This is a genomic window from Thermobacillus sp. ZCTH02-B1 (assembly GCF_002159085.1).
Taxonomy (GTDB): Bacteria; Bacillota; Bacilli; order Paenibacillales; family Paenibacillaceae; genus Thermobacillus.
In genome coordinates, this window is sequence record NZ_LZRU01000009.1 from 361,600 (window position 1) to 382,856 (window position 21,257).

Sequence of the window (21,257 nt, forward strand, 5' to 3'; positions counted from 1 at the left end):
CCCGCCCCTTTTCTTTTATGACCGATAAAACATTCCCGGGATGGCTTTCAGGGGGTTCAGGCGCCCTTCTTCCGCGCGGCCAGATCGAGCATTTCCTGCGCGTGATGGCGCGTCCTGTCCGTCACTTCCACGCCGCCGAGCATGCGCGCCAATTCCTCGACCCGGCCGGCGCCCTCGAGCGGTTCGACCGTCGTCGTCGTGCGTTCGCCGGCCGTCGACTTGCGGATGCCGTAATGATGGTCGGCCATACAGGCAACCTGCGGCAGATGCGTGATCGCGAACACCTGGCAGCGCCGGGACAGCTTCGACAGCTTCTCCGCAATGGCCTGCGCGGCGCGGCCGCTGACGCCCGTGTCCACCTCGTCGAAGACGAGCACGGGCACGCCGTCGATCGCGGCGAACACCGTCTTCAGCGCCAGCATGATGCGCGACATTTCGCCGCCGGAAGCGATCTTCGCGAGCGGCTTCGGCGGCTCGCCCGGGTTCGCGGAGAACAGGAACATCGCCTCGTCGATTCCGTTCGGTCCGAGCTTCGGCTCGCCGTCCTCGCCCGCGGGCTGTTCGAGCTGCACCCTGAACGTCGTCCGCTCCATGTGCAATTCCTTGAGCTCGCCTTCGATCTCCTTCGCCAGCCGGTCCGCCGCCAGCCGGCGCTGCTCCGACAGGGCGAGCGCCAGCCGCCGCGCCTCGTCGCGCAGCTTCCGCTCCTCCTCGCGCAGCCGCAGGAGATGCTCGTCCCGATTTTCCATCGTGTCGACGGCTGCGGCGATTTGATCCCGGTATGCGAGGATGTCCTCGATGCGCTCGCCGTACTTGCGCTTGAGGCGGCCCAGGAGATCGAGCCGGTCCTCGATCTCGGCCAGCCGCTCCGGATCCGCCTCGATCCGGTCGCGGTAATCGCGGAGCTGATGCGCGACGTCCTCCGCCTGGTAATAGGCCGACTGCAGCTGATCGAGCAGCGGACCGACGCTCGCGTCGTACCTGCGGATATCCTCCAGCCGCGCGATCGCCCGGGCCAGCGCGTCGAGCCCGGAGCGGCCGTAGATCAGATCGTACGCCTCGGCCGCGTTCTGCATGAGCCGTTCGGCGTTCGCGAGCCGCCTGCGCTCGTCCTGAAGTTCCTCGTCTTCGCCGGGCTTGAGCCGCGCGTCGTCAATCTCCCTGAGCTGGAACCGGTACAGATCGAGCATCTGCATGTTGTGCCGCGAGGCGTCTTCCAGCTCGCGCAGCCGGCTCCGCGTCTCCGCATACCGCCGGTACGCTTCCTGATATTCCCGCTTCAACGCGGCCAGCGGCTCGCCCGCATAGACGTCGAGCCATTCGAGATGGCGTTCGGTCCGGAGCAGCGACTGGTGCTCGTGCTGGCCGTGGATGTTGACGAGCGAATCGCCGATCTCCCGGAGCATCGACAGGTTGACGATCCGGCCGTTCACGCGGCATACGCTCTTGCCCTGAACCGACAGCTCGCGCCGCACGACGATCGGCTCGCCGGGATCCGCCTCGATGCCGAACGATTCCAGCACGTCCCATACCGGATGGCCGGCGGGCGGCTCGAACAGCGCCTCGATCTCGGCCTTCTCGCATCCGTAGCGCACGAGGTCGGCCGACCCGCGCCCGCCGATGGCAAGGGTCAGCGCATCGATCAGGATCGATTTGCCCGCGCCGGTCTCGCCGGTCAACACATGAAACCCTTCGGCGAAGGAAACGGTTACGTGCTCGATGACCGCCAGGTTGCGTATCGACAGCTCGCGCAGCATGGACGTGTCCCCTTCCCTGCCAACTAATACGATGCCTATTTCCGGCCCGGTTCATGCAGCAGGCCGATCAGCCGGTCGACGATCGCCTGGCTCTGCTTCTTCATCCGGCAGATGATCAGGATCGTGTCGTCCCCGCAGATCGTGCCCATGACCTCGCTCCATTCCATCGCGTCGATCAGCGCCCCGATCGCGTTCGCCGTGCCGGGCAGACATTTCAGGACGATGAGATTGTCCGCGCGGTCGATGTGGACGAAGTGGTCCTGCAGCGCCCGCTTCAGCTTCTGCAGCGGATAGATCTTACCTTCCGGCGGCAGCGAGTATTTGTAACGGCCGTCTCCGGTCGGCACCTTGACGAGCTGCATCTCCTTGATGTCCCGGGAGACGGTCGCCTGCGTCACGTTCAGACCCGCGCGGCGAAGCGCCTCGACCAGCTCGTCCTGCGTCCCGATCTCCTGCTCGCCGATGATCTCCCGGATCTTCAACTGCCTGTATCCTTTCATCTGGAGCCAGCCTCCTCAGCCTTCCGTTCCGATCGCGAACGTGATCGTCCGCAGCCGCCGTTCCTTCGGATCGGCGTAGATGACGCCCTCCGCCGAAGGGACGAGCAGCGCATAGACGAGCAGCCGGTCGCGGACGCCGGCGCCGGTCCAGTCGATCGGCATCCGGTCGCGGGCCGTCTTCACGAGCCAGGTCCGCCCGTCCTTCACCGCGACGTAGTCGATGAACAGCCGGGATTGCAGCAGCTCGCCATCCACCTCGATCTCGATCGGCACGCGGTGCTTGCCCGAGACGACTTCGTAGCCGCATTCGGTCAGCAGGCGCACCGCCTCGTCGTCGGGATCCGGTTCCGCCCCTTCTCCCAGCCTGTAGAAGCGGCTGGCCGGCGGCTCGTGCAGCCACGCGTAGAACCGGCGGAACAGCCAGACGGCAATCAGGCCGCCCGCGGCGAGCATGAGAAGCCAGTCGGCCGCATTGCCCACATCCGCCGCCCCCTCCGCGCATGCATGCGCGCATGGTTTCGCCTGCTCTACAGGTTCTCGCTCGGGAGCGGAAATTCCTTCCATGACGAGACAATGCGGACCAGAACGTTTGTTTGCCTTTCCAGTATACCAGAAAATGTCCCGATGGGAAAGCCGCGGACCGGGCACAAAACGACAAGAGGCCAACCGATTGTCAAACCGATCGACCTCGCATGCCTTGCGCCCGGCTCCCGCCGGTCCGATGTTCCCGCTTCGGTTCCAAAAAGAAAGTCCGGCCCGTCAACCCTTCCGGAACGCCGCGTGCGCCTCCCGGACGATCCTCCCGACCGTTTCGGGGGTCGCGGGAAAAGCCGCCGGCTCTTCCGCGCGCCACCAGGCCAGAAATTCGATGTTGCCCTCGCCGCCCGTGATCGGCGAATAGTCAAGCCCGTGAAGGCCAAAGCCTTCCTCCTCCGCGAAGCCGCACACCCGGATCAGCACCTCTTCGTGCGTCTTCGGGTCGCGCACGACGCCGGACCTGCCGACGGCTTCGCGCCCCGCCTCGAACTGCGGCTTGATCAGCGCGACGACGTCCGCGCCGCGCGGAAGCATCGTCCGCAGCACCGGCAGGATGAGGCGCAGCGAGATGAACGAGACGTCGATCGCCGCGAAATCCGGCTGCGGCCCGCGGAGGTCCTCCGGTTTCACATAGCGGAAATTCGTGCGCTCCATGACGGTGACCCGGCTGTCCTGCCGGAGCGACCAGTCGAGCTGGTTGTAGCCGACGTCGATCGCATAGACGTGGGCGGCGCCGTGCTGGAGCGCGCAATCGGTGAAGCCGCCGGTCGACGCGCCGATGTCGAGCATGACGCGCCCTTCCATCCTGAGGCCGAACGCGCGGATCGCCTTCTCCAGCTTGAGCCCGCCGCGGCTTACGTACGGATGCGGCGCCCCCTTCACCGCGATCGCCGCCTCGCGCGGCACCTTCGCCCCGCTCTTCTCGACCCGCTCGCCGTCCACCGTCACAAGCCCGGCCATCACGGCCGCCTTCGCCTTTTCCCGGCTCTCGAAAAAGCCCCGCTCCACGAGGAGCACGTCGATCCGTTCCTTGTCCTTCCGATCCTTATCCGGCATGTCCGTTCCCGTCGTCCCCCATGTCAGATGCGGGCGGCGCCGGCGCGCGCGCCCGGCCTGGCCCGGAGCCGCATCGCCTCGCCGACGATCCGGTCGGCGGTCAGCCCGATCTCCTCGCGCTGTTCGCGGATCGAGCCGTGCTCGATGAACCGGTCGGGCACGCCGATCAGGCGGATCCGCATATGGTCGATGCCGCGCAGCGCATAGAACTCGAGTACCGCGCCGCCGAGTCCGCCGTGCACCGCGCCCTCCTCGATCACGAGAACGGGCAGGCCCTCGTCGGCGAGGGAGAGCAGCATCTCCTCGTCCAGCGGCTTCAGGAACCGGGCGTTCACGACGCGCATCCGCACGCCTTCCGCAAGGAGCCGCTCCGCCGCCGCCTCCGCCAGGCCGACCATCGGGCCGCAGGCGAGCGCGACGAGGTCTTCGCCCGCGCGGACCGTCTCCCAGGAGCCGATCGGAATCGGCTGCGGATCGGGTTCCGGCTTCAGGCCGACCCCGGGCGACCGCGGGTAACGGACCGCGATCGGGCCGCCGTCGTATTCAACGGCCGTGCGCAGCATGCGCCTGAGCTCGTTCTCGTCCTTCGGCATCATGAGCACCATGTTCGGAATGTGGCGCAGGAACGCGATGTCGAATACGCCCTGATGCGTCTCGCCGTCGGGCCCGACCAGTCCGGCCCGGTCGATCGCGAGGATCACGTTCGCGTTGTGGCGGCAGATATCGTGCACGACCTGGTCGTACGCCCGCTGCAGGAACGTCGAATAGACGGCGAAGACCGGCTTCATGCCCTCGAGCGCGAGCGCGGCGCACAGCGTCGCCGCGTGCTGCTCGGCGATGCCGACGTCAAACATCCGGTCCGGGAACCGCTTCGCAAACTTGAGCAGGCCGGATCCGCCGGGCATCGCCGGCGTCACCGCGACGATGCGCGGATCGCGCTCCGCCAGCTCCACCAGCGTATCCCCGAACACGTCCGTGTACGTCGGCGGTCCGGCCTGCTTCAGCACCTGGCCGGACTCGATCTTGTACGGCGTGATGCCGTGCCATTTGTGCGAATCGGCCTCGGCCGGCTTGTACCCCTTGCCCTTCACGGTCAGCACGTGCACGAGCACGGGTCCCCCGACCGCTTTCGCCTGGTTCAGCGCCTCGATCAGCTTGCGGACGTCGTGTCCGTCCACCGGACCGAGGTACGTGTAGCCGAGCTCCTCGAACCACATGCCCGGCACGACCATGTATTTCAGGCTGTCCTTCAGCCGCTCGGCCGTTTTCGCGAGCCTGCCGCCGATCGCCGGAATCCGGTTCAGCAGCTGCTGCAGCTCTTCCTTCGCCTTCAGATAGTGGCGGTCCGAACGGATCCGGCCGAGATAATTGTGCAGGGCGCCGACGTTCGGCGCGATCGACATCTCGTTGTCGTTGAGGACGACGATCAGCTTCTTTTTCTCGTGGCCGATGTGGTTCAGCGCCTCGAGCGCCATGCCGCCGGTCAGCGCGCCGTCGCCGATGATCGCGACGATGTGATGGTTCTCGCCCTTCAGATCGCGGGCGATCGCCATGCCCATCGCGCCGGACAACGACGTGCTGCTGTGCCCGGCTTCCCAGACGTCGTGCTCGCTCTCCGAGCGCTTCAGGAAACCGCACAGCCCCTTGTATTGGCGAAGCGTGTCAAACCGGTGCATCCGGCCGGTGACGATCTTGTGCACATACGCCTGGTGCCCGACGTCGAAGATCAGCCTGTCCTTCGGGCTGTCGAACACGTAATGGAGCGCGAGCGTCAGCTCCACGACGCCGAGATTCGACGCCAGATGGCCGCCGGTCACGGACAGCTTCTCGATCAGAAACCGCCGCACTTCCCCGGCCAGCTCGTCGAGCAGGTCCACCGGCAGCGCCTTCAAATCCTTCGGTCCCCGGATTTGTTCGAGCAGCATGCGTCTACCTCGCTTTCGTCCGGCGGAACGTCTTCCCGGCGGCGCGCCTTGCGGCGAACCTTCGCGCGCCGCGCCGGTCTCCGTGCTCCGCCATGCGCGCAGGCCCATTATACCACAAGCCGTCCGGCCAGGCACACGGCGGCAGTCCGGCCGCTGCCGGTCCGCGGGCAGGCCCGCGCCTCAGCGGTCGCGCCGCATCAGATAGTCGGCGATGCCGATAAGGAGGTCCGGCTTGCGCAGGCCGGCTTCCCGCAGCATTTCCTTCGCCTCGCGCGTAAGCCTCTCGACTTCGTCCCGGCTCGCCTCGAGTCCGGCGAGATACGGCCAGGTGACCTTCCGGCTCCGCTCGTCGCTGCCGGTCTTCTTGCCGAGCCGCCGCTCGTCGCCGATTACGTCCAGCATGTCGTCCCGGATCTGGAACGCGAGCCCGAGCCGGCGGCCGAATTCCGCCAGCGCTTCGATCTGGCCGGCGGACGCGCCTGCCGCCCGGCCGCCGGCCGTGAGCGAGAACACGATCAGATCGGCCGTCTTGTGCAGATGGATATACCTCAGTTCCTCCAGCGTCGTCACGCCCTGCTCGCCGAGGATGTCGGCCGCCTGTCCGCCGACCATGCCGGACGCGCCGGCCAGCCGGGCCAGATCGGCCGTGATCGCCAGCGCCGCGTCGGCGGACAGCCTGCCGGAGAGCGCGGCTTCCGCGATCAGATGGAACGCGTGGGTGAGCAGCGCATCACCGGCCAGGATCGCCATCGCTTCGCCGAACACCCGGTGGTTCGTCGGTTTGCCCCGGCGGAAATCGTCGTTGTCCATCGCCGGAAGATCGTCGTGAATGAGCGAATAGGTATGCACCAGCTCGACGGCGCAGGCGGCCGGCATCGCCGCCTCCGACGCCGATCCGTCCCCCCGCACCGCTTCCGCGGCGGCCAGCACGAGCACCGGTCGTACCCGTTTGCCCCCGGCCTTCAGCGAATACATCATCGCCTCGCGCAGCCTGGCCGGCACATCCCAACCGGCCGGAAGGACGCCGTCCAGCTCCCGCTCGACCATGCCGGCCAGCCGCGCCATGTACGCTTCGACGGTCATTTCCTGCTAACTCCAATCCGTGGGTCTCGAATCAACCGCCTCAAGGTCTGGTCATTCTTCCGGAACGAAGGGCCTGCGTTCGATCCCCTGCTCCGTCTCGATCAGCATCTCGATCTTCCGCTCGACCTGCTCGAGCTTGTCCCCGCACAGCCGCGACAGTCGCATGCCCTCCTGGAACAGCTCGATCGCTTGTTCGAGCGGCACGTCGCCCGATTCCAGCTTCGCGACGATCGCCTCGAGCTTGTCCATCGCTTCCTCGAAGCTCAAGGCGGCGTCCCCGTTGCCCGCGTCCGGTCCGGGCATTCCAGCGCCCGTCCGGTCAACGTTCGTTTCCGCCAAAGCCGTCCTCTCCCCTCATCGACCAGATATGGCAATCCAGCCGGCCGTCCAGAAGCCGCACCTTCACCATGTCTCCCGGCTGCACGTCCCGGATCGACCGGATCAGCCGCTCCTCCCGCTCGTCGTAGACGAGGCTGTAGCCGCGCATCATCACCTTGAGCGGGCTCAGCGCGTCAAGCCGGCTCATCGCCAGCGCCAGGCGCTGCCGCCCGTCCTTCACGGCCGTCCGCATGGCGGCCGCGAGCCTCCGCTCCGCCTCGCGCCGCCGGGCGGCGGCCACCGCCGCCTTGCCGCCCGGATGCGCCGCCGCCAGGCGCGCCCTCAGGGCCAGCAGCCGCTGTCGGTTCTGTCCGGCCCGGTGCCGCATCCGCTCGCGCAGCCGCTCGGTCGCCCGGTCAAGCCGCTCCGCATGCGCCAGCAGGTAGCGCCGCGGGTAGAGCAGCACCGGCGAGCGGCGGACGCGCGCGAGACGCTGCCGGCGCGAATCGACGACGGCCGCGAGCGCGACGCGCATGCTGCGCTTGAGATGCTCCAGCGTCTCCTTGAGCTCCATGATGTGCGGCACCGCGAGCTCGGCCGCCGCCGTCGGCGTCGGGGCGCGGAGATCCGCCGCGAAGTCGGCGATCGTGAAGTCCGTCTCGTGCCCGACCGCGGAGATGACGGGGATGCGGGACGCCGCGATGGCGCGGGCCACGATTTCCTCGTTGAACGCCCACAGCTCCTCGATCGATCCGCCGCCGCGCCCGACGATCATCACGTCCGCCTCGCCGATCCGGTTCAGCAGTTCGATCGCCCGCACGATCGACGGCGCCGCACCTTCCCCCTGGACAAGCACCGGCACGAGGACCACCCTCGCCTGCGGATAGCGGCGGCCGAGCGTCGTCAGAATGTCGCGGATCGCGGCGCCGGTCGGCGACGTGACGACCCCGATCGTCCGGGGGTACCGCGGCAGCGGCCGCTTGCGCGCCGGATCGAACAGCCCTTCGGCCTCGAGCTTCCGCTTGAGCTGCTCGAAGGCGAGGTAGAGCGAGCCGATCCCGTCCGGCTGCATCTGCGTCACATAGAATTGATAATTTCCGTCCCGCTCGTAGACCGCCACGCTGCCGCGGGCGATCACCTTCGTCCCGTCGCGCGGCATGAACGGAAGCTTCCGGTTGTGGGCGGCGAACATGACGCATTTGATCCGGCTGGCCTCGTCCTTCAGCGTGAAATACATGTGCCCGCTCGTATGGTGCGTGAAATTCGAGATTTCTCCGCGCAGCCACACATCGGCGAGCCGTTCGTCCGATTCCAGCTTCATCCGGATGTACCGGGTGATCTCATGGACCGAATAGATGCGAGCCTCTCCCACGGACTCCACTCCCGGCTTGTCCGGCGCCTCAACCGACGCCGTGCATGCGTTTCGCCGCGGTCAGCGTGTTGCGCAGCAGGAACGTGATCGTCATCGGGCCGACGCCGCCCGGCACCGGCGTGATCCAGCCGGCGACTTCCTTGGCGCTCTCAAAGTCGACGTCGCCGGCGAGCTTGCCGTCCGGCAGCCGGTTGACGCCGACGTCGAGGACGACGGCGCCCGGCTTCACATACCGCGCGTCAATCGCCTTCGCCTTGCCGATCGCGACGACGAGGATGTCGGCCTGCCGCGCGATCTCCTCCAGGTTGGTCGTGCGCGAATGGCAGATCGTCACCGTCGCGTGCTCGCGCAGCAGAAGCAGCGCCGCCGGCTTGCCGACGATGTTGCTTCTGCCGATGACGACCGCGTGTTTGCCCGCGATCGTGATGCCCGACCGCTTCAGCAGCTCGATGCAGCCGGCCGGCGTGCACGGCAGCAGGCTGTCGTCGCCGATCACCAGATTCCCCGTGTTCACCGGGTGGAAGCCGTCGACGTCCTTGTCGGGCCGGATCGCGCCGATGACGGCCTTTTCGTCGATATGCTCCGGCAGCGGCAGCTGCACGAGGATGCCGTGGACGGCCGGATCGCCGTTCAGCCGGTCGATCAGCGCGAGCAGCTCCTCCTGCGTCGTTTCCGCCGGCAGCCGGTGCACCTCCGAATGAAAGCCCGTCGCCAGGCACGCCTTTTCCTTGTTTCGGACGTACACCTTCGACGCCGGGTCGTCGCCGACAAGGACGACCGCGAGCCCCGGTACGATGCCGCGTGCCTTGAGCGCCTCCGTCTCCGCGCGGATTTCCTCGCGGATCGCGTTCGCAATCGCTTTTCCGTCGATGATGGTTGCGGACATGGTACCACTCCTTTATCAAATGGGCCGGTTCTGCTTCAACGTCTCAAGCTCGTTCAACACCCGGCCAAGCACGCCGTTGACGAATCTGCCCGATTCCTCGGTGCCGAAGCGCTTCGCGAGTTCGATCGCCTCGTTCACCGCCGCCTTCGGCGGCACGTCGTCCCGCCAGACGATCTCGTAGGCGGCAAGGCGAAGGATCTGCCGGTCGACGCGGGACAGCCGGTCGATCTGCCAGCCGGTCAGCACCTGCTGCAGCAGCCGGTCGATCGCGGGCCTGTGCCTTGTCACGCCCTCGGCCAGCTCCCGCGCCCGCGGCACCGCCGCCTCGAGCGCGGCCGGGTCCGCGTCGAGCTCGCTGTCCTCCCGCGCCGCCTCCTCCGCAATCATCGCGACCGCGTCAGCGGCGTTCGTGTCGTTCATCTCGATCTGGTACAACGCCTGCACGGCGATCTCGCGCGCCAATCTGCGTATCATGTCGCCTCCCGGTTGCCTGGAGCCGCGGTCCGGAGACGGGCCGCGCCCCGATCTCGAACGAAAAAAACCTATGATCTCCTCCCTGCACCGAACCGTGGGGACGCCGACTCCGGCGCACGGAGGAAATCACAGGGCCTAACGGAACCGGCGCCACCGGTCGCCCAGCCATTCTCCCAGCCTTTCGCCCAGCCGGTCCCAGGGGATCGCCGGCCAGCTCCGCTCGTCTTTCATTTTGCCTGCGTAATAGCCGATCCAAACGAGCAGCGCGAAAAAGAGCATATCCCAGAAGCCCGCGATCAGATAGATGATGCCGAAGAACACGCCGGCCAGCACGCCCGCGACGCGTCCCCCGTGCGTCGACAGGAGATCCCTCCAGAACATGGCCGACTCCTCCTCTTATTCCACGCGGTTCCGGAACGTCTGGCTCCGCGCGATGTTCGCGACGAATACCGCGACATTCGCCACGGGAATCCCGGTGATTTCCTCGACGTAATCCCTGACCGCCCGCTGCATCTCCTCCGACAGCGACGGAATCGGGCTGTCGCCGTCCACGACGGCCCGGATCGAGATGTCGATGCCGGCGTCGGTGACCCGGATGCGCGCGCGGAGATCCTGCACGCCGCGCTGGCGGGACGCCGCCTTGAGCGCCAGATTCTCGACGGTCTCGAGCGAGATGCGAATGTCGCCGTAATCGGTCCGCTGGTCGATCGACGCCGCCGCGCCGCCGCCCCGCCGCAGCGACAGGTAAAGGAAGCGCAGGCTGATCAGCAGCAGGACGGCGGAGACGGTGATGACGGCGATGCGCACTCCCCAGCCGTCGTACAGGGCGCGGACGGCGTCCAGCGCCTCATCCTCGGGAATGACGCCCGCGCCCGCGGCGATCGCCGCGACGGAGGCCGCGAGGATGATCAGACTGCAGACGAACAGCAGCAGCTTGTCCAATACCCTGGCCAATTCGTCATCTCTCCCCATAATGAAAATCCCCCCGACGGGCGGCATGCCGTCCACGAGGGGAAAACCCGTGTAAAGCCGTTACTTCACCCGGTGCGTCTCTTCTTCCTCCGCCTTCTCGGCCGATTTGAAATGAACGTCGTGCACGTGGACGTTCACCTCGACGACCGTCAGCCCGGTCATCGTCTCGATCGATCGCTTCACGTTGCGCTGGATCTCGGAGGCGACATCCGGTATCCGGTACCCGTATTCGACGACGATTGACACGTCGACCGCGGCTTCCTTCTGGCCGACTTCCACCTTGACGCCCTTGGCCAGATTCTTGCGGCCGAGAAGTTCCGCGATGCCGCCGGCGATGCCTCCGCTCATGCCCGCGACGCCGTTCACTTCCACGGTCGCGAGGCCCGCAATCACGGCGATGACCTCCGGCGCGATCTGGATCGTGCCGATCTCCGTGCGCTCGAAATCGGCCGCTTCCGCAATGCTCTCCATGGTGCACCTCCCCGGACTTGCTGGGCTTATCCGCGTTTATTTCTATACTATAACATTCGGCGGGAATTATGACAAACCTGGATCGACGGCGGTGAGATCGTGCTCCTCGAGAAACTTGATGTCAAAGTCGCCGCGCTCGAACACCGGATGGTTCAGCACCCGGAGATGGAACGGAATCGTCGTCTTGATGCCATCGATCGCGAACTCCGCCAGCGCGCGCTTCATGCGCGCGATCGCCTCCTCGCGCGTCGGCGCCCAGACGATCAGCTTCGCGATCATCGAGTCGTAGTGCGGCGTGACGGTGTAGCCCGGATACGCACCGCTGTCGACGCGCACGCCGATGCCGCCCGGCGGAAGGTAGAACCCGAGTTTGCCGGGGGACGGCATGAAGCCCCGATCCGGATCCTCCGCGTTGATGCGGCACTCGATCGCCCAGCCGTTGATGCGGAGGTCCTCCTGCCGGAACGAAAGCGGATGCCCCTCGGCGACGCGGATCATCTCGCGGATCAGGTCGACGCCGGTGATCATCTCCGTCACCGGGTGCTCGACCTGGATGCGCGTGTTCATTTCCATGAAATAGAACTGGCCGTCCGGTCCGAGCAGGAATTCCAGCGTGCCCGCGCCGACGTAACCGACCGCCTTCGCGGCGCGCACGGCCGCCTGCCCCATTCGCTCCCGGAGCTCGGGCGTCATGACCGGGCAGGGAGCCTCCTCGATCAGCTTCTGCCGGCGGCGCTGCACGGAGCAGTCGCGTTCGAACAGATGGACGACATTGCCGAATTTGTCGGCCATGATCTGGATCTCGACGTGCTTCATGCCCGTCAGGTATTTCTCGATGTAGACTCCGCCGTTGCCGAACGCCTTCTCGGCTTCCTGGCGCGCGGTCTCGAGCCCCGCGATCAGCGCTTCCTCGTTCTCGGCGATGCGGATGCCGCGGCCGCCGCCGCCCGCCGTCGCCTTGATGATGACCGGGTAACCGATTTCGCGGGCGATGCGGACCGCCTCTTCCGTGTCGCTCACGAGCCCGTCGGACCCGGGCACGACCGGGACGTCCGCCTCCCGCATCGTCTGCTTCGCCGCCGACTTGTCGCCCATGCGGGCGATCGCCTCCGCCGGCGGGCCGATGAACGCGATGTTGCAGGACTCCACGATCTCCGCGAAGTCCGCGTTCTCGGACAGGAAGCCGTAACCCGGATGGATCGCGTCGCAGCCGGTCAGCGTCGCGACGCTCATGATGTTCGCAAAGTTCAGGTAGCTGTCCTTGAGCGGCGCCGGCCCGATGCAGTACGCCTCGTCCGCCAGCCGCACGTGCAGCGAATCGCGGTCCGCCTCCGAATAGACGGCAACCGTGGAAATGCCGAGTTCGCGGCACGCGCGGATGATCCGGACGGCGATTTCTCCGCGGTTCGCGATCAGGATTTTATGGAATTTCAAGCGACGTTACCCCTTTCGACGATCGGATCACTCCGGCCTGACGAGGAACAGCGGCTGCCCGTACTCGACGAGCTGCCCGTTCTCGGCGAGAATGTCGACGATCTCGCCCCGCACCTCGGCTTCAAGCGGATTCATCAGCTTCATCGCCTCGAGGATGCAGACGACGGTCTTCTCCGTGACGCGGTCGCCGATGTTGACGAACGGCGGCGCGTCCGGAGATGGCGCGCGGTAAAACGTGCCGACCATCGGAGCCACAATCGTGTGCAGATTGTCCTCGCGGGCCGGAGCGGAAGCCCGTCCGGCGGGCGCTTCGGGTTCCGGCGCCGGAGCGGCGGGCGCGGTCGCGGGTGCCGCCGGTATATGCGCGGAAACGGCTTGCGGCGCCGGAACCTGGACGACCTCGCTCTTCCCCGGTTTTCGGATGACGAGGCGCGAGCCTTCGTTCTCGATCTCGAGTTCCTGCACCGAAGTCGCATCGACCAGCTTGATCAGTTCCTTGATCTCACTGAGTTTGAACATCTTGCCTGTCTTCACTCCCCAAAAGGTCTGCGCGCGGCGGCGGAAAGCCTGTCCGGGCGCCGGTTCCTTCACCGAACGTAAGTATTATAGCACAAACGGGAAGGAACTCGTACATCTTTTTCCTGCCGCCCCTCCGCGGGCGCCCGGAAAGCGGAACAAGCCGGCGGGCCCGTCCCCGGGCCGTCCGGCTTGCGCGCCGCCCCGCCCGGGCGGCGTCAGGGCACATATTGCACCGACACGCGGTCGGCCGTCACGTCCATCGTCTTCATGACGAGGTCGACGATGTCGACCGCGTCGGCGGTCTCCAGCTTCTCGCTCTGGACGACGACCTTGTACCGGTTGTTCTCCTCCGTCACGACGACGTTCGGGAAGCGGGCGGACAGCTCCTCCTCGATGCCGGTCAGTTTTTCCTCCTTCTCTTCCAGGAGGCTGAGCTGCTCCATCGCCGCCGACGATTCGCCGGCGTCGAGGCTCGTGTCCGCGATGATGCCGTACAGCCGCTCCGCCGCCTCCGCGAATTCCTCGGTGCGCGCGTGCTGCAGCTTCGCGATGTAATCACCGCCGGACGAGCCGATCCCCTGCGCCTCGAGCTGCCGGAGCACCTCCGCATCCTCCTCGCTCAGTTGCGAGCCGTCCGCCGCCCATCCGGCGTCCGGATCGACCTCGTCGACGACGATGCCGGTATCGTCCGCCGCCGCCTGCCGCCCGTCAGCCGGGCCCGTGTCGAGATCCTCCGTGAACAGATAGTACGCCGACAGCACGACCATCAGGCTCAACATCGACACCAGCCAAATCGTCTGCCTTCTCGAGTTCATGCTCCTTCTCCTCCCCTGTGATGGCATAGCCGCTTCATCCCGTCTTCCGCGGCACGACCGAGATGCGGCCGGCGGGCACGCCGGTTCCCTTCTGCACGGCGTCCAGGATGAGCGCCCGGACCGTCTGGTTCTCCGCGCCCTTCGCGACGACGAGGATGCCGCGGATCTTCGGCTGGATCCGCTTCACGACGACGGGCGTCTGATCGCCGGACACCTCGTAGAAGACGATCGTGCCCTCCTGCGTAACCTGCGCGATGTGCCGGGTTCCGCCCTGGCCGTCCGTCTCGTCGGTCTGCTGCCGCGTCAGCCGGCTGTTCTTCTCGTAGACGATCTCCTCCGTCGATTCGACCGTGACGAGCACGTCGACCGTGCCGACGCCCACGATCTTCTCCAGCATCTCCTTGAGCCGCTGCTCGAGCGGCTGCTCGATCGCCTCGAACGGCGACGCGGGCGCCGGCTCCCGGTTCAGAAACGTCTCTTCGCCCTCCGGGGGCGGGCCGGCCGCGCCTTCATCCGGCTCGACGCCGCGCAGCGACAGGAACGGGTTGATGACGAGCAGCGCCGCGCCCAGGCCGCCGATGATGAACAGCAGGCGCAGCGATCGGGAGCGCTTCTCCCCTCCCGGTCCGCCGCCGACGATCCGTTCCAGCCCCTCCAGCCATTTCGCCACCCGGAATCCCTCCCGCTCGACTTGCTGCCGGCCGCGTCAGGCCGGCATCCATACCGCGATCCGCTCCGGTTCCACCCCCCATCCCTGGTGAACGACCGCCCGGATGACGGCGGCGATGCCTTCGGGCGCCGCCGCGAGCCCGTCCGCCGCGGGCCCGTCCGCTTTGCGCCCGTCCGCATCCGGCGCGCCACCGCCCGCGCCGGCCCGGCCGGCGGCCGGACCGGACGCCGGAACGGCGCGCTCCGTTCCGCTCCGGATCCGCACCGCTTCCACCGGCTTCACCGGATCGATCGGTCCGATCCGGATCGGCCGCACGGTTCCGTCCTCCGAGCCGGCCGCCGGGACGTGTCCGCCCCCCGGTTCGTCTTCCGTCTCCCGGTCCCGCGCCGCCTCGAGCACGATCGAGACCGAAGCGATCTCCGGTCCGCCGCGGCCTTCGGCGAGCTCCACCCGGACGTCCCGTGCCCTCGGTCCGTTCAGCCGGTTCACCGCCTCGCGGATCGACGCCTCGAGTGCTTCCGCGGCCAGTTCCGCGGCCTGCCGCTCCTGCCGTCCGCGCAGCGCTTCGGCTTCGCTCCGGATCGCTTCCAGTCCCGGCATGCGCGCGGACGAACGGTCCGCCGCCACGCTCCAGCCCGCGAGGCTCCGTTCGATGAGCCGCTCCGGATCTTCCCTGAAGAGCTTCAGCACCGGGCCGAGCATCGCCGCCAGGATGATGAGGCCGAGCGCGAGCCGCGTGTACCGCTCGTACGCCTTGCCGGGAACGAGCAGGTCGACGACCGCCGCCAGGAGCAGAACCGTGAGGATCTGTTTGATCCAGTCGTTCAGCCACGCCATCATGCGGCATGCCTCCCCCCGTCCGGCGCACTCCCGTTCAGCGGATCATGAGCGCCGCGTTTCCGGCGGCCAGAATGACGGCGACGGCGAGGAAGAACATCATGCCGACCGCCGCCACGGCGGCGAACACGTGGACCATCGTCTTGCCGATCGCCTCGAGGCAGGACGCGATCGGGCTCGGTCCGAGCGGCTGCAGCACGGCCGCCGACAGCCGGTAGATGACGGCGAGCGCGACGATCTTCACCGCCGGGAACAGGCACAGGAAGAGCAGGATCACGACGCCCGCGATGCCGACCGCGTTCTTCACGATGACCGACGCGCTGAGCACGGCGTCGGCCGCGTCCGAGAACATCCGGCCGACGACCGGCACGAAGTTGCCGGTGACGAACTTGGCGGTGCGGAGCGCCACGCCGTCCGTCACCGAACCGACCGCGCCCTGCACCGCGATGACGCCGAGAAAGACGGTCAGCAGGACGCCGAGCGTTCCGGCGCCGACCGCGCGCATGAGATCCGCGAGCTGCGTCGCCTTGAACCGTTCGGACAGGGAACTTGCGATGTGCAGCACCGCCGAGAAGAACAGCAGCGGGAACACGATCGCCTGGATCAGGGTGCCGACCGCGTAGATCGTGAACACGATGAGCGGATGCATGACCGTCACGGTGACGACGCTGCCCGTCGAGGCGAGCAGCGTGAGCAGGAGCGGCACCATTGCGATCATGAACTCGATCATGCCGCCGATCGCCTCCCGCGCGTAGCCGAACGCCTCGTTGAAGCTGTTCGCCGCGATCACGAGCAGCACCATGAAGGCGACGGCGTAGGCGGCCCGGCTGACCGCCCCCTGCTCGAACGCGGACTGGACGGTCTCGAGAATCATGCAGAACACGGTGAGCAGCACGATCGTGCCGATCAGCCGTCCGCTTTGGATCACTTCGTACAGCAGATAGCGGACGATTCCGGTCAGCGCGGCGCCGATGTCGAGCGTTTCGCCGTCGGGCCTGAGGAGGTCCGCAAAACCCGGCGGCTTGCGGTCCGGGAAGAAACCGCCGTATTCGCGCATCAGCCGGTTCCAGTACGCCTCGATCGCGCCGGTGTCGATCGCTTCGAGCTGCTCCTCCGTCAGCCGGCGCGTGAGTCCCCCGTCCGCGCGGTCTTCCTCCGGTCCGGCGCCTTCCGCGCCGGGCATCGCCGAAGCCGGCGCGGCGGCGAACAGGAGCCAGAGGACGGTGAGCGCCAGCAGCAGGCGCACGCGCCTTACCTCCCTTCGGGCAGCATCCCGATGACCATCTCGATGATGGCGCCGATGATCGGGATGGCCATCACGAGGATGAACACCTTGCCCGCGGCCTCGATCTTCGACGCCACGCTCTCCTGGCCCGCGTCCCGCACGATCTGCGCGCCGAATTCGGCGATGTAGGCGATGCCGATGATCTTCAGCACCGTCTCGAGCCAGACGTTCGGAATGCCCGAACGGTCGGCCAGCCGCTGGAGCATCGCGATCACTTCCTCGATCCGTCCCGCCAGCTCGAGGAATACGTACAGCCCGGTGAACGCCGCGAGGAGGAACGCGAACAACGGTTTCTGTTCCCGGACGACGAGAATGAGCACCGCCGCCACCAGCCCGAGTCCGACGAGTTGGATGATGTCCACGCGCGTTCACCCGCTTGATTGTGCTTGGCCGGCTACTGGAACAGAAAGATCGCCTTGATCTCCCGGAACAGATCGTTCAGCAGCCGGACGACCATGAACAGCACGACCACGAATCCGATCAGCGTTACCCAGTGCGCCATGTCTTCCTTGCCCATCTGTTTGAGCACCGTATGGATCATCGCGATGATGATCCCGATGCCCGCGATCTGGAAAATGGCGCTGACGTCGATACCCATTGCCCGGCCTCCCGCTACAACATGAGAATGACGACGAGCAGCGCCGCCATGAAGCCGAGGCTTCTCCACATCTTGCCGTACCGGATTTGTTCGTCCCGCGCCCCGGCTTCTTCCGCCGCAAGCAGCGCGGCCGCAAGCCGCAGATGCCGGATCTGGTCCTCCCGGTCGCTGATGCCGAGCGCGTCGCCGAGCCTTGTGAGCGCCGCCCGCTCCGGTTCGCGCATCGCGGTCCGGGGCCAGACTTCCGCGACCGCCGCGCGCAGGGCGTCGCGGACGCTGGCGCCGTCCGCCCGAAGCCGCTCCGCCGTGCGGATGAAGATCGCGGCGACCGGCTCCGCCGCGCCCGTGGCGGCCCGCCCGAGCGCTTCGGGAAGCGGCGTGTGGCCGAAGCCGATCTCGGTCTCAAGCCGCTGCAGCGCGTGGAGCAGATCGCGGATCTGCGCCGTTCGGTCCGCGTACCGGGCAGCCTGGCGGAAGCCGATCAGCGTGCCGGATACGAGCACGAGCATCGCGCCGGCCAGCTTCAGCATGCTCCCGCGCCTCCCGCCTTGCGCGTCGGCTCGCGCGCCGCCGGGCCCGGCCGCACGACGCGGAACGCGATGTCCGCGCCGCGCCGCCTCAGCTCGACGACGGCCGCGAACGCGCCTTCGTCGATGAGCCGGCGGATCGTCGTCCGGCCGCGCGCGTCCTCCAGGTCGTTCGCATGCGCCGTCGCGATGACCGGCACGCCCGCGTGCGCCGCCTCGCGGATCGCCTCCGCGTCCTCCGGCCGGCCGATCTCGTCGACGGCGAGCAGCTCGGGCGACATCGAGCGCAGCAGCATCATCATGCCCTCCGCCTTCGGACAGGCGTCCAGCACGTCCGTGCGCGGCCCGACGTCGAACGCCGGCACGCCCCGGACGCATGCGGCGATCTCGGACCGCTCGTCGACGACGCCCACTTTGCGCGCCGGCCAGCTCCGCGCCTCGGGCATCGGCCAATCGCCGTAGCTGACGGACCGGATGATGTCGCGCAGCATCGTCGTCTTCCCCTGCTGCGGCGGCGCGACAATCAGCGTCGACAGCACGCTGCGGCGCACGCGGTCGGCGATGTGCGGCAGCAGCCGCGCGGATGCGCCCCTGGTTTCGCGCGCGATCCGGATGTTAAAGGCGCCGATGTCGCGCAGTCCCCGCACGGCTCCGCCTTCGAGCACCGTCCTGCCCGCCAGGCCGATCCGGTGGCCGCCGGCCACCGTCACGTAGCCGCGGCGCAGCTCCTCCTCCATCGCGTACAGCGAATGGTTCGTGATCCGCTCGAGGAGCCGGGCGCACAATCCGGCGTCCGGCCGCCAGCCGCCCGCCGGATCGGTGGTGACGGTTCCGGCCGGCGTTACATAGGCGAAGCCCCCGGCATGGCCGATCTCGAGCGGCCTGTCCTGCCGGACGCGGATCTCCTCGAGCCCGTTCAGCACGGAGGCGGGCAGGGCGCGGATCAGCGCGGCGAGTTCCGCGGGCAGAAGCGCAAGCAAGCCGTCGAGCATGGCGTTCCCCCCTCGTCCGCTTGCCGCTGCGGTACTTGTCTCATCTATATGCCGCCCGAGACGAGGAATATGCCAGGCCCGTCCCGCCGGGCCGGCCGGGCTATCGCTTCAGGATGCCGATCAGCAGGCAGGCGACGCCGATCGCGATCCACGCGAGCTTCCCGGGAGACAGCCTGTCCGCCAGCCCCGCCAGCCCGACGGCCGTCGTCGCGATCAGCACGCACGGCCCGACCAGCGCGAGCGACGAATTGACGACGAGCGCCTTGTCCACCTCGTTGAGCCGGAGCATGACGAGCGCCGCCAGCATCTCGATGCTTCCCGACAGGAGCCGGAGCGTCGCCATCGCGAGCACGAATCGGTCGATCATGCGGACCACCTCCGCCCGGCCGCGTTCTTGCGGCGGCCGTCCGCTACACTGTATGCAGGCTCGTCCCTCCTCATGACGGGTCGTCCCTCCCCATGACGGGCACCCGCCCGCCCGCCTGCGCATATATTGCTCGCGAAATCAGCGACGCAAGGAGAGTCGGATCATGAGACAGACCCTACACGGGGCGTGGATCCCCGAGCTGCGCGACCCGTCCGGCGGGCGCGCGGACGCAAGGCATCCTGCGGGAGGCGCCGCATCCGCGGCGGCGTCCTCCGCGCGAACGGGCGGCAAGACGATGGTGATCGACCGGGGCCTCGGCTGGCATGCCTGGTGCGACCTGATCGATTCGGCCGGCGCCTACGTCGACGTCATCAAGCTTGGGTTCGGCACGTCCGTGCTCTATCCGGACGAACTGCTGCTCAGGAAAATCGGCTACGCCCGGCGGCACGGCATCACCGTCATGCCCGGGGGCACGCTGCTGGAGACGGCGGTCCGGCAGGGTGCGGAGGCCGCGTTCTTTGACGCGGTGTGCGGCCTCGGCTTCGACGGGGTCGAAGTGTCGGAAGGGACGATCGAACTCGGGAGGAGAAGACGGACGGAGCTCATCCGCGAAGGAAGGGCGCGCGGGCTGAAGGTTTTCGCGGAATACGGAAAGAAGGCGGAAGGCTCGGCAATCGATCCGGAGGCGCTCCGGGCGACGGCCGAAGCGGATTGGGAAGCGGGCGCCGAGCTCGTGACGATCGAGACGCGGGAATCCGGCACGGTCGGCCTGTTCGGCGGGGACGGCCGTCCGGACCGGGCGCTGTTCGAGCGGATCATCCGGCTGATTCCGCGCGCGGACCGGCTCATGTGGGAGGCGCCGCGGAAGGAGCAGCAGGTGTTTCTGATCCGCGAGCTCGGACCGAACGTCCACCTCGGCAACATCGCTCCCGGCGACGTGCTGGCGCTGGAGGCGATGCGACGGGCCCTGAGGAACGACACCTTCATGTTGCAGCGGGAGCCAGAGTTCTGCGACTACGCGATTTGACCGGTGCGGCGGCAATCCGACGCGCCGCACGCTCCGCGATCCGGGCGGAGGCGTGCCGGGCCGGCCGTGACGGACCGCGCGGCGCAGAATCCGCATGTGACGGGATGGACGCCATGTCTTCGCTTGACGAACGGCGCCCTGACCGGGGCGGATGCGCGAACCGGCCGGAACGCCGGGATGAAGCCGGCCGCAGAGGCATGCCGGCGGAGGCTTGGACATACAATGGAACGAAGCCGCCGATCGCGGGTCCGGCGGCCGGCTTCGCCGCCGCCGAGCGCGCGGCGCCGCAGGCCGATGAACCGCGCCATCCGAAAACCCCCGCGGCTTCGGGAGAGAGCGTCCGTGACCGGTGAAATCATCCTCGTCGGCCTGATCATCATCGGCATCATCGGCCGAAGTCCCATCATCTCGACGGCCGCCTGCATGCTGCTGATCATCAAGCTCGTCCACCTGGAGCGGTTCCTGCCGCTGCTCGAGCGGCGCGGGCTCGAACTCGGCCTGCTGTTCCTGACGTTCAGCGTGCTCGTGCCGTTCGCGACGGGGCGCATTCAATGGAAGGAAATGCTCGCCGCCTTCTCGTCCTGGCCGGGATGGCTCGCGCTGCTCGGCGGCGCCCTCGCCACCTACGTGAACGGCAAGGGACTGGAAATGCTCCGGTTCGACCCGCGCCTCATCGTCGGCATGGTCATCGGCTCGATCTTCGGGATCGTCTTCCTGCGCGGCATTCCGGTCGGCCCCCTCATGGCGGCCGGCATCACCGTCATCCTGTACAAGCTGTTCACGTTCATCGCGGACCGGGTGACCTGATCCCGGGCATGAAAAAACCGTCCGCTGC

The 21,257-nt window shown here is 67.6% G+C and carries 26 protein-coding genes; 2 read left to right on the plus strand and 24 right to left on the minus strand.

Features of this window, described 5'->3' with window-relative positions:
- Positions 1-56: 56 nt before the first annotated feature.
- The 24 genes from recN to A9Z00_RS03520 form a co-directional block, all read right to left on the minus strand.
- Positions 57-1,757 (minus strand): DNA repair protein RecN, encoded by a 1,701-nt coding sequence (recN, locus tag A9Z00_RS03405; RefSeq protein WP_296974348.1) that lies wholly within the window; start codon positions 1,755-1,757, stop codon positions 57-59.
- 35 nt (positions 1,758-1,792) lie between these two features.
- Entirely contained in the window at positions 1,793-2,257 is a 465-nt protein-coding gene (gene ahrC, locus A9Z00_RS03410; protein WP_296974351.1) for a transcriptional regulator AhrC/ArgR, read from the minus strand.
- Between the two features lie 15 nt (positions 2,258-2,272).
- Positions 2,273-2,737 (minus strand): hypothetical protein, encoded by a 465-nt coding sequence (locus tag A9Z00_RS03415; RefSeq protein ID WP_296974353.1) that lies wholly within the window; start codon positions 2,735-2,737, stop codon positions 2,273-2,275.
- A gap of 279 nt (positions 2,738-3,016) precedes the next feature.
- Positions 3,017-3,850, minus strand: coding sequence for a TlyA family RNA methyltransferase (locus A9Z00_RS03420; protein ID WP_296974354.1), 834 nt, complete (start codon positions 3,848-3,850; stop codon positions 3,017-3,019).
- 23 nt (positions 3,851-3,873) lie between these two features.
- On the minus strand, positions 3,874-5,775 hold the full coding sequence (gene dxs, locus A9Z00_RS03425; protein ID WP_296974356.1) for a 1-deoxy-D-xylulose-5-phosphate synthase: 1,902 nt from the start codon (positions 5,773-5,775) through the stop codon (positions 3,874-3,876).
- Between the two features lie 180 nt (positions 5,776-5,955).
- Positions 5,956-6,858: a polyprenyl synthetase family protein gene (locus A9Z00_RS03430; protein WP_296974360.1), complete on the minus strand. Its 903-nt coding sequence runs from the start codon at positions 6,856-6,858 to the stop codon at positions 5,956-5,958.
- A gap of 51 nt (positions 6,859-6,909) precedes the next feature.
- Positions 6,910-7,161: an exodeoxyribonuclease VII small subunit gene (xseB, locus tag A9Z00_RS03435; protein WP_296974740.1), complete on the minus strand. Its 252-nt coding sequence runs from the start codon at positions 7,159-7,161 to the stop codon at positions 6,910-6,912.
- Between the two features lie 16 nt (positions 7,162-7,177).
- Positions 7,178-8,548, minus strand: coding sequence for an exodeoxyribonuclease VII large subunit (xseA, locus tag A9Z00_RS03440; RefSeq protein ID WP_296974362.1), 1,371 nt, complete (start codon positions 8,546-8,548; stop codon positions 7,178-7,180).
- A gap of 28 nt (positions 8,549-8,576) precedes the next feature.
- The gene (gene folD, locus A9Z00_RS03445; RefSeq protein ID WP_296974364.1) at positions 8,577-9,434 is read right to left on the minus strand and encodes a bifunctional methylenetetrahydrofolate dehydrogenase/methenyltetrahydrofolate cyclohydrolase FolD; all 858 of its coding nucleotides are present in this window, start codon (positions 9,432-9,434) and stop codon (positions 8,577-8,579) included.
- Between the two features lie 15 nt (positions 9,435-9,449).
- Entirely contained in the window at positions 9,450-9,908 is a 459-nt protein-coding gene (nusB, locus tag A9Z00_RS03450; RefSeq protein ID WP_296974367.1) for a transcription antitermination factor NusB, read from the minus strand.
- Between the two features lie 135 nt (positions 9,909-10,043).
- On the minus strand, positions 10,044-10,289 hold the full coding sequence (locus A9Z00_RS03455; RefSeq protein ID WP_296974369.1) for a DUF2273 domain-containing protein: 246 nt from the start codon (positions 10,287-10,289) through the stop codon (positions 10,044-10,046).
- Positions 10,290-10,304: 15 nt separating this feature from the next.
- A complete protein-coding gene (gene amaP, locus A9Z00_RS03460; RefSeq protein ID WP_296974371.1) occupies positions 10,305-10,862 on the minus strand; it encodes an alkaline shock response membrane anchor protein AmaP in 558 nt (185 codons plus the stop codon).
- A gap of 78 nt (positions 10,863-10,940) precedes the next feature.
- Positions 10,941-11,351 (minus strand): Asp23/Gls24 family envelope stress response protein, encoded by a 411-nt coding sequence (locus tag A9Z00_RS03465; RefSeq protein WP_296974373.1) that lies wholly within the window; start codon positions 11,349-11,351, stop codon positions 10,941-10,943.
- Between the two features lie 66 nt (positions 11,352-11,417).
- A complete protein-coding gene (accC, locus tag A9Z00_RS03470) occupies positions 11,418-12,785 on the minus strand; it encodes an acetyl-CoA carboxylase biotin carboxylase subunit (protein ID WP_296974376.1) in 1,368 nt (455 codons plus the stop codon).
- Between the two features lie 27 nt (positions 12,786-12,812).
- Positions 12,813-13,304: an acetyl-CoA carboxylase biotin carboxyl carrier protein gene (gene accB / locus A9Z00_RS03475; RefSeq protein WP_296974377.1), complete on the minus strand. Its 492-nt coding sequence runs from the start codon at positions 13,302-13,304 to the stop codon at positions 12,813-12,815.
- Positions 13,305-13,519: 215 nt separating this feature from the next.
- Positions 13,520-14,119 carry a SpoIIIAH-like family protein gene (locus A9Z00_RS03480; protein ID WP_296974380.1) on the minus strand — a complete coding sequence of 200 codons (600 nt, stop codon included), beginning with the start codon at positions 14,117-14,119 and terminating at the stop codon, positions 13,520-13,522.
- Between the two features lie 34 nt (positions 14,120-14,153).
- A complete protein-coding gene (gene spoIIIAG, locus A9Z00_RS03485) occupies positions 14,154-14,789 on the minus strand; it encodes a stage III sporulation protein AG (RefSeq protein WP_296974382.1) in 636 nt (211 codons plus the stop codon).
- Between the two features lie 36 nt (positions 14,790-14,825).
- Positions 14,826-15,629: a stage III sporulation protein AF gene (gene spoIIIAF / locus A9Z00_RS03490; protein WP_296974385.1), complete on the minus strand. Its 804-nt coding sequence runs from the start codon at positions 15,627-15,629 to the stop codon at positions 14,826-14,828.
- A gap of 34 nt (positions 15,630-15,663) precedes the next feature.
- Positions 15,664-16,872, minus strand: coding sequence for a stage III sporulation protein AE (gene spoIIIAE, locus A9Z00_RS03495; RefSeq protein ID WP_296974389.1), 1,209 nt, complete (start codon positions 16,870-16,872; stop codon positions 15,664-15,666).
- Positions 16,873-16,877: 5 nt separating this feature from the next.
- A complete protein-coding gene (gene spoIIIAD, locus A9Z00_RS03500) occupies positions 16,878-17,273 on the minus strand; it encodes a stage III sporulation protein AD (RefSeq protein ID WP_296974392.1) in 396 nt (131 codons plus the stop codon).
- Positions 17,274-17,305: 32 nt separating this feature from the next.
- Complete coding sequence (gene spoIIIAC, locus A9Z00_RS03505) at positions 17,306-17,509, minus strand: stage III sporulation protein AC (RefSeq protein ID WP_296974395.1); 204 nt, start codon at positions 17,507-17,509, stop codon at positions 17,306-17,308.
- A gap of 14 nt (positions 17,510-17,523) precedes the next feature.
- Positions 17,524-18,039 carry a stage III sporulation protein SpoIIIAB gene (spoIIIAB, locus tag A9Z00_RS03510; RefSeq protein WP_296974398.1) on the minus strand — a complete coding sequence of 172 codons (516 nt, stop codon included), beginning with the start codon at positions 18,037-18,039 and terminating at the stop codon, positions 17,524-17,526.
- Positions 18,033-19,028, minus strand: a complete 996-nt coding sequence (gene spoIIIAA, locus A9Z00_RS03515; protein ID WP_296974400.1) for a stage III sporulation protein AA — start codon at positions 19,026-19,028, stop codon at positions 18,033-18,035. Before spoIIIAA ends, spoIIIAB begins: the two co-directional genes overlap by 7 nt.
- Before the next feature lie 100 nt (positions 19,029-19,128).
- A complete protein-coding gene (locus A9Z00_RS03520; protein ID WP_296974402.1) occupies positions 19,129-19,395 on the minus strand; it encodes a YqhV family protein in 267 nt (88 codons plus the stop codon).
- 163 nt (positions 19,396-19,558) lie between these two features.
- Between A9Z00_RS03520 and comA the strand changes: the two genes are divergently transcribed.
- Positions 19,559-20,422: a phosphosulfolactate synthase gene (gene comA / locus A9Z00_RS03525; protein ID WP_296974404.1), complete on the plus strand. Its 864-nt coding sequence runs from the start codon at positions 19,559-19,561 to the stop codon at positions 20,420-20,422.
- A gap of 342 nt (positions 20,423-20,764) precedes the next feature.
- On the plus strand, positions 20,765-21,229 hold the full coding sequence (locus tag A9Z00_RS03530; protein WP_296974407.1) for a DUF441 domain-containing protein: 465 nt from the start codon (positions 20,765-20,767) through the stop codon (positions 21,227-21,229).
- The last annotated feature ends 28 nt before the right edge of the window (positions 21,230-21,257 follow it).